Annotated in this window: 16 protein-coding genes; 13 read left to right on the forward strand and 3 right to left on the reverse strand. The window is 35.8% G+C overall.

Features of this window, described 5'->3' with window-relative positions:
• Positions 1-129: 129 nt before the first annotated feature.
• From KO527_RS00875 to KO527_RS00905, 7 genes are all read left to right on the forward strand, one after another.
• The gene (locus KO527_RS00875; RefSeq protein ID WP_216038524.1) at positions 130-1,713 is read left to right on the forward strand and encodes an anthranilate synthase component 1; all 1,584 of its coding nucleotides are present in this window, start codon (positions 130-132) and stop codon (positions 1,711-1,713) included.
• Entirely contained in the window at positions 1,706-2,323 is a 618-nt protein-coding gene (locus KO527_RS00880) for an aminodeoxychorismate/anthranilate synthase component II (protein WP_216038525.1), read from the forward strand. Before KO527_RS00875 ends, KO527_RS00880 begins: the two co-directional genes overlap by 8 nt.
• Positions 2,323-3,336 carry an anthranilate phosphoribosyltransferase gene (gene trpD / locus KO527_RS00885; protein WP_216038526.1) on the forward strand — a complete coding sequence of 338 codons (1,014 nt, stop codon included), beginning with the start codon at positions 2,323-2,325 and terminating at the stop codon, positions 3,334-3,336. The genes KO527_RS00880 and trpD overlap by 1 nt, the downstream gene beginning before the upstream one ends.
• A gap of 1 nt (position 3,337) precedes the next feature.
• Positions 3,338-4,711 (forward strand): bifunctional indole-3-glycerol-phosphate synthase TrpC/phosphoribosylanthranilate isomerase TrpF, encoded by a 1,374-nt coding sequence (gene trpCF, locus KO527_RS00890; protein WP_216038527.1) that lies wholly within the window; start codon positions 3,338-3,340, stop codon positions 4,709-4,711.
• A gap of 57 nt (positions 4,712-4,768) precedes the next feature.
• Entirely contained in the window at positions 4,769-5,989 is a 1,221-nt protein-coding gene (gene trpB, locus KO527_RS00895) for a tryptophan synthase subunit beta (protein ID WP_354668592.1), read from the forward strand.
• On the forward strand, positions 5,989-6,801 hold the full coding sequence (trpA, locus tag KO527_RS00900) for a tryptophan synthase subunit alpha (protein WP_216038528.1): 813 nt from the start codon (positions 5,989-5,991) through the stop codon (positions 6,799-6,801). Before trpB ends, trpA begins: the two co-directional genes overlap by 1 nt.
• A gap of 160 nt (positions 6,802-6,961) precedes the next feature.
• Complete coding sequence (locus tag KO527_RS00905; RefSeq protein WP_216038529.1) at positions 6,962-7,747, forward strand: hypothetical protein; 786 nt, start codon at positions 6,962-6,964, stop codon at positions 7,745-7,747.
• Positions 7,748-7,766: 19 nt separating this feature from the next.
• Here the strand turns inward: KO527_RS00905 and KO527_RS00910 are convergent, their stop codons facing one another.
• Positions 7,767-8,681 (reverse strand): 1-aminocyclopropane-1-carboxylate deaminase/D-cysteine desulfhydrase, encoded by a 915-nt coding sequence (locus KO527_RS00910; RefSeq protein ID WP_216038530.1) that lies wholly within the window; start codon positions 8,679-8,681, stop codon positions 7,767-7,769.
• 172 nt (positions 8,682-8,853) lie between these two features.
• Here KO527_RS00910 and KO527_RS00915 point away from each other — a divergent pair, with 172 nt between their 5' ends.
• Positions 8,854-9,426, forward strand: coding sequence for an inner membrane-spanning protein YciB (locus KO527_RS00915; protein WP_216038531.1), 573 nt, complete (start codon positions 8,854-8,856; stop codon positions 9,424-9,426).
• Between the two features lie 77 nt (positions 9,427-9,503).
• Here KO527_RS00915 and KO527_RS00920 read toward each other — a convergent pair whose 3' ends face one another.
• A complete protein-coding gene (locus KO527_RS00920; RefSeq protein WP_216038532.1) occupies positions 9,504-10,928 on the reverse strand; it encodes a sodium-dependent transporter in 1,425 nt (474 codons plus the stop codon).
• A gap of 156 nt (positions 10,929-11,084) precedes the next feature.
• On the opposite strand from KO527_RS00920, the gene KO527_RS00925 reads away from it, so the two are divergent.
• From KO527_RS00925 to KO527_RS00945, 5 genes are all read left to right on the forward strand, one after another.
• A complete protein-coding gene (locus KO527_RS00925; RefSeq protein WP_216038533.1) occupies positions 11,085-11,384 on the forward strand; it encodes a YciI family protein in 300 nt (99 codons plus the stop codon).
• 194 nt (positions 11,385-11,578) lie between these two features.
• On the forward strand, positions 11,579-11,836 hold the full coding sequence (locus KO527_RS00930; RefSeq protein ID WP_216038534.1) for a PepSY domain-containing protein: 258 nt from the start codon (positions 11,579-11,581) through the stop codon (positions 11,834-11,836).
• Positions 11,836-12,510 (forward strand): response regulator transcription factor, encoded by a 675-nt coding sequence (locus KO527_RS00935; protein ID WP_216038535.1) that lies wholly within the window; start codon positions 11,836-11,838, stop codon positions 12,508-12,510. Before KO527_RS00930 ends, KO527_RS00935 begins: the two co-directional genes overlap by 1 nt.
• On the forward strand, positions 12,504-13,850 hold the full coding sequence (locus tag KO527_RS00940; RefSeq protein WP_216038536.1) for an ATP-binding protein: 1,347 nt from the start codon (positions 12,504-12,506) through the stop codon (positions 13,848-13,850). Before KO527_RS00935 ends, KO527_RS00940 begins: the two co-directional genes overlap by 7 nt.
• Complete coding sequence (locus KO527_RS00945; protein WP_216038537.1) at positions 13,822-14,229, forward strand: hypothetical protein; 408 nt, start codon at positions 13,822-13,824, stop codon at positions 14,227-14,229. Before KO527_RS00940 ends, KO527_RS00945 begins: the two co-directional genes overlap by 29 nt.
• Positions 14,230-14,617: 388 nt before the next feature.
• On the opposite strand, the gene KO527_RS00950 is transcribed toward KO527_RS00945, so the two are convergent.
• Positions 14,618-15,652 carry an AI-2E family transporter gene (locus tag KO527_RS00950; RefSeq protein ID WP_216038538.1) on the reverse strand — a complete coding sequence of 345 codons (1,035 nt, stop codon included), beginning with the start codon at positions 15,650-15,652 and terminating at the stop codon, positions 14,618-14,620.
• Positions 15,653-15,667 lie beyond the last annotated feature (15 nt).

A 15,667-nucleotide genomic window follows, 5' to 3' on the forward strand; every position in this document is an offset into this window, starting at 1 on the left:
AGCTGTTGTACCTAACAGATTCTAAGACCCGCAGCTAGCGGGTTTTTTTATGTCCAAACCCGCATTCACAATGCGGGTTTTTTGTTTTCTAAATAAATTACTAATACAAAATACTAGAGGAATGAGGTTTTGATATTTAGGCATATAACAAAAGCGCCAGGTGCTGTTTCAAGCATCACTTTGGCTCGGGAATATATCCAAAGTCCACTTTCGCTTTATGCGAAATTAGATAAAGAAAATAGCTTATTATTAGAGTCGGCAGAAGTTGATTCTAAAGACTGTTTAAAAAGTCTTATTTTAGTAGATGCAGCTATTAGAATCGAATGTAATGGTCAGCAGGTTAAGTTAGTTGCTTTATCAAATAACGGCATGCAGTTGCTGCCTTATTTAAAAGAAAAAGTAGCTAATTGTGATGCCGTTTTACATGATAATACGCTCACTTTAACTTATCAGCCATATCAAGCTGATTTAGATGAGTTCTCTCGATTAAAAGCAGATAACGCATTTAGTGCTCTGCGTAATTGCATTAACAATATAAAATCAACTGCTGATAACGCTTTTTCATTATTTTTAGGCGGTGTATTTGCTTATGACATGGTTGCTAACTTTGAGCAATTACCTGATGTCGAAAATAAAGATAATACCTGTCCAGATTATGTTTTTTACTTAGCTGAAACATTAGTAGTTATTGACCATCAAGAAAAAACAACTGATTTAATTGGTAATGTATTTAACGGTCCTGATGTACATGCTAATTGTTTTGAAGTTGGACAAAAACTAGAAGAACTCAATCAGTTATGTGAACAAGTAAGACCTTACACAGGTAAAGACAGTCAAATAACTAAAGCGCCTGATGTCAGTGTTGATATTAGTGATGAAGCATACTGCAAACAGGTTTTAGCACTTAAAAAGAATATCGTTGATGGTGATATTTTCCAAGCAGTGCCTTCGCGTAGCTTTAGTTTACCTTGTCCAGATGCGCTTTCTGCTTATCAGCATTTAAAACAGCAAAACCCTAGTCCATATATGTTTTATATGAAAGATCAGGATTTCACCTTATTTGGCGCTTCGCCTGAGTCTGCTTTAAAGTTTTGTGCACTAAGCCGTCAAGTAGAAGTTTATCCAATTGCAGGCACACGCCCGCGAGGTAAACATCAAGATGGCAGTATAAATCCAGATTTAGATAGCCGGATTGAACTCAATTTACGAAATGATCAAAAAGAACGTGCTGAACATTTAATGTTGGTTGATTTAGCACGTAATGATGTTGCGCGTATTTCTATTGCAGGTACTCGCCATGTTAAAGAACTGCTAAAAGTAGACAGGTATTCTCAAGTAATGCATTTGGTTTCTCGCGTTGTTGGGCAATTAAAACCAGAGCTTGATGCCCTACACGCATATCAAGCCTGTATGAACATGGGCACCTTAGTTGGCGCGCCAAAAGTAAAAGCCGCTCAACTGGTACGTGAAGTAGAACAAAAACGCCGTGGTAGTTATGGCGGTGCAGTGGGTTATTTAACAGGTGACGGCACTATGGATAGCTGTATTGTGATCCGCAGCGCATTCGTAAAAAATAATATCGCTTATGTTCAAGCTGGTGCAGGCGTAGTTCATGATTCTGAACCGCAATTAGAAGCCGATGAAACTCGTGCAAAAGCACAAGCGGTGATCAAAGCCATTATTTCTAGTTTCGAGGAGCAAAATCATGTCTAATCAAACTGATTATAAAATCTATTTTTTAGATAACTTTGACTCTTTTAGTTATAACTTAGTAGATGAATTTGAACAAATGGGCGCCGATTTAGTTGTATATCGTAACAACTTAGATGCACAGGCCATATTTGAGCAAATGTCATCAGAAACTAAACCTGTGATCCTTGTTTTATCTCCAGGTCCTGGTACGCCTAAAAGCGCAGGGTGTTTAATGGATTTAACACAGTTATGTAAAGGTAAGTTTCCTATTCTTGGTATTTGTTTAGGACATCAAGCCCTTACTCAAAGCTACGGCGGCACGGTAGGCCATGCAGGCGAAACTGTACATGGAAAATCATCAACCATTGAACTTGCACAACATGCAATATTTGAAGGATTAGGTACCCGTATGCCCGTTGCTCGCTATCATTCTTTAATGGCAACTAAAGTCCCTGATTCACTTACTATCATTGCCCATTACCAAGATATCCCAATGGCGATCTTAAATGAGCAAGATAAAGTACTCGGTTTTCAATTTCACCCAGAATCTATTTTAACACCTGATGGCGCCCAGTTATTAAAACAAAGCCTTGCCTATTTAAGCAATACAACTGTAAAAGGAATTTCATAATGAAAGATATAATCAATACTCTAATTGCACAAAAAGACTTAGACAAAACGCAATCAGAACAATTATTCAGTACAGTGATGCAAGGTGAATTATCTGAAATCGAATTAACCGCAGCTTTAATCGCACTCAAAATTAAAGGTGAAACGGCTTCTGAAATTGCAGGTGCTGCTGCGGCCATGCGCAAACATGCTATCCCTTTTAATACTGTTCTTGATATTACAGCTGATAGCTGTGGCACAGGAGGCGACGGCTCAAATACAATCAATGTATCAACAACTGCAGCTATCGTAGCTGCAGCCTGTGGCATCAATATGGTTAAACATGGCAATAAAAGCGTATCGAGTAATTCAGGCTCTGCTGATTTATTAGTGGCGCTTGGTATTAATATCAATATGCCTGTATCACTTGCCCAACAATGCCTAGAGCAAACTGGATTTACTTTTATGTTTGCACCTAATTACCATAAGGGCGTAAAACATGCGATGCCAGTACGCACAACATTAAAAACCAGAACCTTATTTAATATTTTAGGCCCATTAGCAAATCCGGCTGCACCAAAAGTACAATTACTTGGCGTATATGATCCTGATTTATGTATGCCCATGGCACAAACACTTAATATGCTTGGAACCCAACGCGCATTAGTGGTACATGGTTCTGGTACAGATGAAATTGCCTTACATGGCTCAACAAAGGTCGTTGAATTAAATAATGGTGAAATTACTGAATCAACACTCACTCCGAGTGACTTTGGTTTAGATGAGTATCCGCTTGAAGCAATTGCAGGTGAAGGCCCAGAATATAACGCACAAGCGACTTTGGCTATTTTAAAAGGCGAAGGCAAACCAGCCCACAATGCCGCTATTATCGCAAATGTTGCGGGCCTTTTATATTTAACAAACAAAGCTGATAACTTTAAACAAGCCGCTAAAATAGTAGCTGATAAACTAGCATCAGGTACTGTGATGCAAACACTTGAAAAAATAGTCTCATTAAGTAATTCAGAGGTTTAACATGGCTAACGTATTAGAAAAAATAGTTGCAGATAAAGCCATTGAGCTAAAACAACGTAAAATTGAACGTCCGTTATCAGGCTTTATTGATGACGTTAAACCTTCGACACGTAATTTTTATGAAGCATTAAAAAGCACTGATAATGGCGGCACACATTTTATTTTAGAATGTAAAAAAGCATCGCCGTCTAAAGGTTTAATACGTCCTAATTTTGATTTAGATGAAATTACGTCAGTTTATAAAAACTATGCAACGTGTATTAGTGTACTTACGGACGAAAAATACTTTCAAGGCAGTTTTGATTACTTACAAACAGTGAGAAATAAAGTAGAACTACCACTAATAGGTAAAGATTTTTATATCGATGAATATCAAGTCTATTTCGCCCGTTTGCATGGTGCCGATGCTATTTTATTAATGCTTTCGGTATTAGACAATCAAGAATACAAAGCGTTAGAATCAGTAGCAAAATCATTAAATATGGGCATATTAACTGAAGTCAGCAACGAAGAAGAAGTACATCGTGCACTTGAGCTAAACGCCGAACTTATTGGTATTAATAACCGTAACTTACGAGATTTGAGTACTGATTTAGCAACGACAGAAACATTACGTAAATTAATACCTGATAATAAAGTGGTTATCTCTGAGTCTGGCATTTATACCCATGATGATGTTAAACGTCTATCACCATTATGTAATGGCTTTTTAGTAGGTAGTTCTATCATGGCGCAAGATGATATGGAACTCGCCTGTCGAAAAATGACATTAGGTGAAAATAAAGTATGTGGATTAACGCGTTGTGATGATGCCTTAGCAGCATATAATGCCGGTACGATTTATGGCGGTTTAATCTTTTATCCTAAATCCCCACGCTTTGTTGATTTAGACTGTGCGAAAGCAATTGTAGATAGCGCGCCACTTTCTTTTGTAGGTGTATTTGTAAATGCTGATATTGACCATATAGCTGAATACGCGCATCAATTAAAACTTAGCGTTGTTCAACTACACGGCTCTGAAGATGCACAATTTATTTGTGCATTAAAAGCTAAGCTACCTAAAACATGTAAAGTATGGAAAGCTGTCGCGATTAAAGATGAAATACCTGAGCTTACACTAGAAGTAGATCGTTACTTATTTGATACCCATAGCGATAATTTACCCGGTGGTACTGGCAAAGCATTTGATTGGTCAATGTTAAAAAGTTGCAACGATGAGTTTATGCTTGCAGGTGGGTTAAGTAGCGATAACATTAAACAAGCAAGTAATTTAGGCGCTACAGGTTTAGATATCAATTCAGGTGTGGAAATTGAACCTGGCAAAAAATGTCAAACTAAAATCAATGATGTTTTCACCAAGCTAAGACAGTACTAATTTTGGGGTTTTCAAGCCCCAGATACCAAAACAGAATTAATGAATGAGGAATGAACAGTGGAATCTTTTAACAATAATACAGATAACAAACCCGGTTATTTTGGTCAGTTTGGTGGCATGTTTGTACCAGAACTATTAGTACCGGCACTAAAACAACTTGAGCAAGAATTTAACAATGCACAGCTAGATCCAGAATTTCAGACTGAATTTACGACCTTGTTAAATGAATATGCAGGTCGCCCTACTCCATTAACATTAACCCGAAACATGGTTAAAAACCCTAAAGTAAAACTTTACTTAAAGCGTGAAGATTTATTACATGGCGGTGCTCACAAAACTAACCAAGTTTTAGGCCAAGCCTTATTAACTAAACGCATGGGTAAAAAAGAAGTTATCGCTGAAACTGGCGCTGGCCAACATGGTGTTGCAACTGCGCTTGCATGTGCATTATTAGGTTTAAAATGTAAAGTTTACATGGGTGCAAAAGATGTTGAACGTCAGCAACCAAATGTATTTAGAATGAAATTAATGGGTGCAGAAGTGATACCTGTAACAGCTGGTTCTGGCACATTAAAAGATGCTGTAAACGAAGCATTAAGAGACTGGTCTGCAAACTATAAAACAGCGCATTATTTATTAGGCACGGCAGCAGGCCCTCACCCATTCCCGACAATAGTACGTGAATTTCAAAAAATGATTGGTGAAGAAGCTAAAATTCAAATCCAAGAAGCTGAAGGTAGATTACCAGATGCAGTGATTGCCTGTGTAGGAGGTGGTTCAAATGCCATTGGTATGTTTAATGATTTCATTAAAGAAGAGTCAGTTAAATTAATCGGTGTAGAACCTGCAGGTAAAGGCCTAGATAGTAAAGAACATGGTGCCACTTTATGTAAAGGCACTAAAGGCTTATTACACGGTGCTTATACTTATATTATGCAAGATGAAAGCGGCCAAATTGAAGAGTCTTACTCTGTTTCAGCTGGCCTTGATTACCCTGCCGTTGGTCCGCAACATGCACATTTACATGAAACAGGTCGTGCACAATATGTCGGTATTGAAGATGATGAAGCACTTGAGGCATTTCAAACTCTTGCAAAAAATGAAGGTATTATTCCAGCATTAGAATCAAGCCATGCACTTGCATACGCTTTAAAATATGCAGAAGAACAAACTGAAGATACCGTAGTAGTTGTCAACTTAAGCGGCCGTGGCGATAAGGATTTAGCGCACGTTCAAGACGTATTGGCAGAAAAAACAGCTAAAAAAGGAGCTAAATAATGATAACTCAAAATAGATACCAAGCAAAATTTGAAACTTTAGCTGCTAATAATCAAGGCGCATTCGTACCATTTGTAACCATTGGGGATCCAAATAAAGAATTGAGCTTTGATATCATTAAAAGCTTAATTGATGGTGGTGCCGATGCACTAGAATTAGGCATTCCTTTTTCAGATCCAGTTGCCGATGGCCCAGTTATTCAAAAGGCTAATATTCGTGCACTTGAAGCGAATTCAAATACCGATGTATGTTTTGAAATCCTTAAAAAAGTACGTGAATATAATGCAGATATTCCAATTGGCTTACTTTTATACTCCAACTTAGTGTTTGCCCGCGGTTTAGATAAGTTTTATCAAGACGCTAAAAATGCTGGCGTAGACTCTATTTTAGTTGCAGATGTACCTTTGCACGAATCTCAGTTATTTAGAGCTTCAGCTAAAAAAGCAGGTGTAGATCCTATCTTTATCGCAACACCGAATGCTGACGACGATACATTAAAAACCTGTGCATCTTATGGCCGAGGTTATACTTATTTATTATCAAGGGCAGGTGTTACGGGTACTGAAACTAAAGCAACAATGCCAGCAAGTTCAATTGTCAGTAAGCTTCGCGAATATAACGCAGCGCCATCTTTATTAGGTTTTGGTATTTCTAAGCCTGAACATGTTAAAGAAGCACTTGACTCTGGTGCCGCCGGTGCAATATCAGGCTCAGCTGTTGTAAAAATTATTGAAGATAACTTAAATGATTCAAGCACTATGCTAAGCCAATTAAAGGCTTTTACTGAGAATATGAAAGCAGCAACTTTATAGTTTGTTTAATCACTATTCGTAATTGCTAAAGGTAGATTTGATATTAAATATCAAATCTACCTTTTCCTTTTATCACTTTATTTCACCTTTACTCACCTTATTTCATATTCTCAACAAAACTAAAATACACTCTTGTCATCAAGAATAATGCATTATCTATATGACCAATTTAAATATTTTTAATCGAAAATACTGGTTTTTAAAAATCATTATTTTAGTGGCTATTAGTTTTTCATTTATTGGCAAACCTGAAAAAACACATACATTAACAAACATAGAAGGCATGCTCTCACAGCATGATGAGTCCGAATATGTAGTTTTACTTCATGGCATGTTCAGAAGTGCAATCGCCATGAAACCAGCCGAGACATTTTTAGTAGATAAAGGCTTCCAGGTTATTAATGTGGGTTATCCCTCCACCAAATATAATATTGAAACCTTAGTGAAAGAGCATTTGGCTCCACAAATAAAAACCATAGAAAACAATGGTGCTAAAAAGATTCATTTTGTAACCCACTCTATGGGTGGAATTTTAGTTAGGCATTATTTAAAAAATAACCCTATGCCTACTTTAGGACGCGTTGTAATGCTAAGCCCGCCAAATAAAGGCACAGAGCTTACTAACTTATTTTCAGATACGCAATGGTATAAAGATAAAATAGGCCCTTCAGGGAAACAACTCAGCCCAAGCCTTAATAGCTGGGTAAACCAATTAGGTGAGGTTGATTTTGAACTTGGTATAATTGCTGGTAACTATAACGCAAATTTACTCACTTCATTGTTACTACCTGGACCTGATGATGGTGTTGTATCTGTTGAAAGCATGAAAGTTAAAGGTATGGCTGACTTATTGTTAGTGTCTGAAAAACACTTTAATATAAGAAGGTTTATACCTGCTCTACAGCAAAGTGTTTATTTCATAGAGAATGGTCGATTTTATCAGTAACTATTTAATTTAACTGAAGCTACTTATCATACTTACGGTGGTAACGAGGCAGCATGGTTTCGTTACCTAACAAACCGCCTTGATGAATATATAAAATAGGATAATCAGTTGGGATATTTTGAGATTCAATATAATCAATTAATGTTAGCCAACCTAATGGGTCGTAAAGTAGCTCAAACTCAATCCTTGCCTGGGCATTTAAATCCCGCCAAATATCATAAAACTTCCGATACAGCTTACCAAAATGATATTTTTTGGCACTTGGCATAATTGTAGGATGAAAATTTTCATCAGCACACAATTCAAAAAACTGCTTTTGTAAATATGAGTCACCACCAACACAAGCGCACGTAAGCACTTCAAAGTTACTGCCCTGCTGTATAAAAGATTGCTGTAAAAATAATGCAGTTGTTCCCGTACCTGCGGGTAAAGCAACTTTAAATGCTGTTATATTGTTAACTTCTGCCCAAGAGATGATTTCTTGAGCTAAAAGTTCTATACCCTTTTTCGCATACTGGCAGCGTCCACCTTCAGGCACAAATAAGTGTTTTTTCTCATTGGGTAATATTTTACTGCCCAGATAGTGTTCAAGTGTTTTATCAGATTCAACTTCAATAATATTTGCGCCATTTTCAAGTGCAGCGCGATAATTTCCCTTAGGGTTTTGTTTCATAAAATCAGATATATGAGACACATAAAAATCAAATTTCCAACCTTTCAACTTTGCTAATGCTGATAATGAAAATAGAGAGTTTGCTTGTGCGGAGCCGTAACTAATCAACTTTTCACACTCACTAAAATCACTTTCTAAAAAAGCATAAAATTTTCGCCCTTTATTTCCCGAAAAAGATTCATGTAATAAATCATCTCTTTTAATAAAAAAAGTACGATTATTGAATATAATTTTATCAACAGGAGATGAGTTTAATAACATAGTGTGAAGTTAGATTTAAATAATTAATGAATTGTTATTTTATCAACCTTAAAGATCATTTGATAATACTAATCAAATTTTCAAAGATTAATTCATCCATTTTACCTTGTAGCACTTGTACCTCTCGTTACTTACTGGTAAAAAAGCGCATCTTAAATTTAAAAAGTTAATTATGCAGGCTTTAATAGAATATATTCCTCTGATCTTATTTTTCGCGACATTTAAACTAGTCGATATTTTTTGGGCTACAGGTGTCTTAATTGGCACATCTATATTACAAGTTGCTTATTACTATTTTAAAGATGGTAAGGTGGCGACTAAAACGTGGGTGTTTTTTGGCATTGCGCTAGTACTCGGAACAATGACACTTATCTTTCAAGATGAAGCTTTTATAAAATGGAAAGCAACAGTTATCTATTTAATACTTTGCTTAACATTACTGATCTCTAGATACGCTTTAAACAAAAACTTGATGCAAAAAATGCTGACATCAATTTTAAAAGGTGCTTCTGATACAGAGCAAGAGATTGATATTCCTAAAGCTGTTTGGGATAGAATCAATTTAATGTGGAGTGCAATCACGCTTTTCATTGCAGGTTTAAATATTTATATCGCTTACAATTTCCCTTTAGATTTTTGGGTTAACTTTAAAGTATTTGGTTTAACCGGTATTACCTTTGTATTTATCTTCATTACTATCATGATGCTATTTAAATACATACCAGACGAAGAGCAAAAAGATTAAGCTCATTCAGAGAGTGTCAGCCATATAAAGTAAAAAGGGAGCCCATAGGCTCCCTTTTTGTTATCTGCTTATTTAAATTAAAAACCTAACAAGCTATATGCGAAAAACTTACTTGAAACAGTATTTACAAATATTAGTAATAAGATCACAGGTATAAATGTAGATAAAGAGAAGTTAACGTATTTCTCAGTCCAACTACCAATATAAGAGTCACAACCTTGGCTTAGCTCTTCAGACAGTTTGGCTTTTTTCCATCGATACATAACAAATAAACATACCATCAAACCATTTAATGGCAGAATCGTATCGTAAAAAACATCATATACTAGATCAAATAAACTCTTGCTACCGCCACCATAATTCATAAATGACGTTAACCATTCCACCATGCCAAATGATAATGTACATAACACAGTTAATAAGCCCATAGTAAATGACATCATAATAAGTGCTTTTTTACGACTTACTTTCTTTTCTTCAATATAAGTGGCTGTCGGTACTTCTATAATAGAAACAAGTGACGTAATCGCAGCAAAAAATACTAATAAAAAGAAGATAAACGCGATAGCAGATGCACCAAAGTAACCAATATCCGCCTGCATCGCTAAAAAGATTTTAGGTAAATAAACAAAAATCATTGATACTGATGAAGATGAAAGCTCATCGATTTTCACATCTGGATTAAAGCTAAATATTGCTGGTATAACCATAAGGCCTGCAATTAATGCAACTAGTGAATCTGCAAGTGCTACCATTTTTGAAGCGCCAACAATATCTTCTTTTTTAGAGATATAAGATGCATAAGTCATTAATATGCCCATACCTAAAGAAAGCGAGAAGAAAGCTTGAGATAAGGCAATATTTAACACTTTACCTGTGATCTGTGAAAAATCTGGAACCAAGTAATACTCTACACCTACCATTGCATTATCTAAAGTCAGTACATAAATCACTAATCCCACTAATAATACAAACAAGGTTGGCATTAATACTTTAGCCGCCTTTTCAATGCCTTTTTTAACACCACCTAATAGAATTAAATTAACAATTATGGCTACAACGGCCATATAAACAAATAAACTATTTTGATTAATAAAGGTGCCAAAATTATTTGCATCAGCTAATTGATCTAAATTACCAAAGGCTGTTTGAGCCAAATAACCAAATATCCAAACTGTGATCACCATGTAAAATACAGCAATCATAAAAGGAGTAAATACCCCAAGTAATCCAGCGAAACTCCATTTACCATCATTACCTGACAGTTTTTTATACGCACCTAATGGATCTTTTTGTGCGTTACGGCCCATTGCCATTTCAGCCATCATCACGGGTAAACATAAAAAGATAACAAACAAAGCATAAATGACTAAAAAAGCACCGCCACCACTTTTTGCGGCAGAAACTGGAAAACCAACTAAATTACCGATACCAACAGCTGAGCCTGCTGCTGCAAGAATAAATCCTAAACGTGAACTAAAATGCTCGCGACTTGCACTCATATACAACCTTACTTTTATTATTATAACTTTCGACTGATGCTATCAGCCTTGCAGTGCCCCTTTCAAGCTTTTACATTAATTCTTCTATAACAATTCTATAAAACTGTCACAATAATGTTACTATTTAGCTTTATTATTTAATTTTGTGGAATTTTTATGTGGTACATGATCTGCTCAACAGATGTTGAAAATAGTTTAGAATTGAGAAAGCAAGTTCGCCCTGCACATATTGCACGATTAGAAGCCTTAAAAAATGAAGACAGGCTATTTGCAGCAGGCCCTTTACCAGCAATCGACTCTGAAGATCCTGGTGAAGCAGGTTTTACCGGTTCATTAGTGATTGCAAAATTCGACTCGTTAGAAGATGCGCGCGAATGGGCTGCTGCCGATCCATATGTTGAGGCCAACATATATAAAGACTCAATTGTTAAGCCTTTCAAAAAAGTTTTACCTTAATTAAAGTGGCGGCTCTACTGTCGCCTCATTCAGTTTAAATTCACCCTGAACTGTTATTCTAAGTGATAAAATTTGAATCATGCTTTAAACTTAAACAATGCGGTATTAATGTCAAATTTAATAATCGTTAAGACTTTAAAAGTACTTGGTTTCATTAAGACTCTTTATTAAACTGTTGTTCTGGAGATTTAGGCATGCGCCACATAATGTATACATTTTTAGCTTTCACTTTGATTTTTTCTACAGTAGCAGATGCTAAAGATAGAAGTGTTAAAAATTCAATGGGAAAAAAGCGAGCAGCGCATCTCGTTAAAAAGCAGTATCCAGGTAAAGTATTAAAAGTTAAAGACGCCAACAAGCATTATAAAGTACGAGTATTACAGCCAAAAGGCCGCGTGCTAGATGTGACAGTTAATAAAAAAAGTGGTTTAGTTAAAAAAGGTAAAAATTAATGCGAATTTTAGTAATAGAAGATGATTTACATTTAGCTGATAATTTAAGAGGGGCGTTAGAAAAAGAACGTTATAGTGTAGATTTAGTTCACGATGGTGAAGCTGGATTATTTCACTTAACTGAATACCCGTTAGATTTAGCTGTTGTAGATTTAGGCCTCCCAAAACTGGATGGCATTTCTGTTATTAAAAAAGCACGTGAAGCAGGCTTAGATATCCCTATTTTAATTTTAACTGCTCGTGATCGCTGGCAAGATAAAGTGGAAGGTTTAGATGCAGGTGCAGATGACTACTTAACAAAACCATTTCACGGTGAAGAGCTAATAGCACGCTGTAACGCCCTTATTCGTCGTAGTGCAGGACAAGCTAATCCAGAAATGATGGCTGGACCTATTCGTATTCATACACGCTCACAACAAGTTTGGGTAAACGATAAAGAGCTAACGCTAACAGCATACGAATATAAAGTACTTGAGTACTTAATGGTAAACCCGCAAAAAGTAATTTCAAAATCAGAATTAACTGAACACATTTACGATCAAGACTTTGATTTAGATTCAAATGTAATTGAAGTTTTTGTATTACGTTTACGTAAAAAACTAGACCCTGAAAATATATTTAAACCCATTGAAACGCTACGTGGCCGAGGATACAGGTTACAAAGTCAATGGTAACAGGTGAAATATCACTAAAAATTAGGCAAGGGTTTATACTTATATTTTTATTAGTAGTCGCCTTGCCAATTTTATTCTTTTCAATAGGTAAAGCCTACTACTCCTCACTGGTTGAAGCCACTGAAAACACCCTAGAAGCACACTTATACTCAATTTTAGCAGAAGTTGACTTTCAAGAAGACGGCATTGGCATGCCAGCCGTATTATTAACACCTGAGCTTAATCGTTTAAACTCTGATACGGTTGCCTTCATTTATTTAAATGAAGATAAACAGTGGCAATCTGAATCTGCAATCAGCAAAGAAATTCTGCCTAACATCATGCCGCTTCATGCTGGTGAAACCCAATTTGAAAAAATCACTTACCAAGATAAAGATTATTGGCAACTGAGCTTTTCTGTTATTAGTGAAATAAATAATACCTCCCATAATGTTGCCTTTTATTTATTAAAAGATGATTTAGCCCTTCGAGACATGATGCTAGGTTTTAGGCATACATTACGAGATTGGCTGATCATAATGGCATTTGCGATCACTGTCTTATTAATCATAGGGTTTATATGGAGTGCAAGACCATTGCAAAGATTAGACAAAGAAATTATCGCAATCGAATCAGGTAATAGTGATGAAATAAAGGGGACCTACCCTGTAGAACTTCAAAAAATCACGCAAGATTTAAACCTGTTATTAAACTCACAACAAAGACAAAAAGATCGATATCGTGCATCATTGAGTGATTTAGCTCATGCGTTAAAAACACCCTTAGCAGTTTTAAAATCAAGCCCTTTAGCCACTGATGCCGATGCAAATGAACAATTAGATCGCATTAATGTCATGATCGAACATCAATTAAAACGCGCAGCAACTGGCGGCACAGATACTTGGAAAAAACAAACACCAATCAAACCTGTGGTAGATTCTATACTTAATGCCATGAAAAAAGTATATCGGGATAAAGATATTCACTTTATCGCTAACGTACCAAACAAAAGTTACTTTTTAGGCGATAAAACTGATTTAATGGAATTAATTGGCAACATAATAGATAATGCATGTAAAGCCTGTGATGCAATTGTACAAATTGAAGTAATTGAAAAACAAAATACATCTATGCATATGCTCTCAATTAAAATTTCAGATGATGGGCCTGGCATTCCAGAAGAGTCAATCAAATTACTGACGCAAAGAGGCGCCAGACTAGACACTTATGAAAAAGGTCATGGTGTTGGCATGGCAATTGTTAATGATTTAGTACAATCGTATCAAGGTATGCTAAAAATATCAGATAGTGACCTAGGAGGCGCTCTGTTTAATGTTGAATTTAATTACAAACAAAACTAAAGCCTGCTGTATTTTAGTGTTAGGATTTACAAGTTTTGTAAGCCAAGCACAATTTAATGATGGCTGTGATAATGAAAAAACAACTAATTTAAGCTATTTACGCTGTTTAGATAGTAAAATTGTATTAGAAAAGCGCACAGCAGAAATGTGGGCAAATAAAATACTGTTAGATTTAGAAAAAAAACAAAATGAAACTGGAAACTTACAGTTATTAAGAGTATTTAAACGTGCAGAGCAAGAGTTCGATAAATATGTTGAAGACAATTGTAGATGGCGTTATTTAAACCGCTTACCAGATACCATAGCCGCAGCGATTGCATTTAAACGCTGTGAGCTACATTCAATACAAAAGCATATTGAGATATTAAAGCTTCAATAACAAAAAGTGTTATATAAAAACGGAGGCCTGCCCCGTTTTTTAATGCAATCTATAGCCATTAAAATCAGCTTTAAATCATGTGCTTTTTGTAGATTTAGCTTCAGCCTTACTTTGTTATGACTTTTGATTCACGCATTACGCCTGAAGGCGAACCTACAAGCGTTTTGGCTTAACATGTGCACGACGTTATCCCTTGTTTTACTCTACTACGTACATCCATGCTAGCAAAATCTCGCCTACGAAACATCTATATAAGCACGATTCTGCCACCGGACACACATATTACAGCAGTCATTCCCGAGGTGTTGTATCGGGGATCTTGTTAGTTTATATTTTACAATCTTCGCGGATGAATCCCCGCCTACAAAACATCTAAAATTATAAAAAATTAACTCGTCTTTTCTTCTTCGATGTTACCTAATAATACTGCTAACCAACGGCCTTCATCGCTTGCTTCTAGTGCAATTTTTACTATCATAGTTAATGGTACTGATAACAACATACCAACGGTTCCGAGTAACCAGCCCCAAAAAATTAATGATAAAAATACCACCAAAGTTGATAACCCTAAGCCTTTACCCATAAACTTTGGTTCAACAACATTACCCATTACTGTATTTATTGTCATATACCCCATAGCCACAATACCGGCTATTGCAGGTCCTTGTAGTACTAATGCAAGTAATACCGCAGGAATAGCGGCAATCATAGAACCGATATTTGGAATATAATTCAGTATAAAAGCTAAAACGCCCCACAATACAAAATAATCAACATCCAAAATCCAAAGGAATATACCGGCTAACACACCTGTTCCTAAACTTACTAATGTTTTAATGGCTAAATAAGAATTCACTGAATCTAAAAATCTGTCTATATGTTTCATTTTCATTTGCGGATCAGCCAAAGCTAAATGCACTTTTTTGCTTACTACAGGTGCTTCAAACAGCATAAAAATAGCCGTTAATACAATCAGAAATAAATTTGCCATTACAGAGCCTAACCCTGATAGTGTATTAGCTGCAACATCAATTACTTTTGATGGATCAAAGAAAGATAAAATCTGCTCTTTATCTATCAAAATATTATATTTAGCTGCGATATCAACTAACCATACAAATTTTTCTTGTAGTAAAACTTTATATTCTGGCAAACTTTGCGAAAAATCGTTAAGAGACTGGCCTACTAAACCTGCGACAGACATACCTACTAATAAAATAAGTATAAAAACAACTACAATAGCCAACGACTTTGGTACTTTAAACTTCGCTAAATAATTAATAAGCGGATTACAAATAATCGCAACAAATAAAGCTAACAACATAGGCACTATAATATCGCTAGACATTTTTATCCCAGCTAATATCACAACCAATGCTGCAAACATCACAAATGCTTTATTAGCACCCAACAGCTTAGACATTCTATTTCCTTGTAC

Origin of the sequence: Pseudoalteromonas sp. C2R02 (genome assembly GCF_018860845.1) — a bacterium.
In the GTDB taxonomy this organism is placed as follows: Bacteria; Pseudomonadota; Gammaproteobacteria; order Enterobacterales; family Alteromonadaceae; genus Pseudoalteromonas.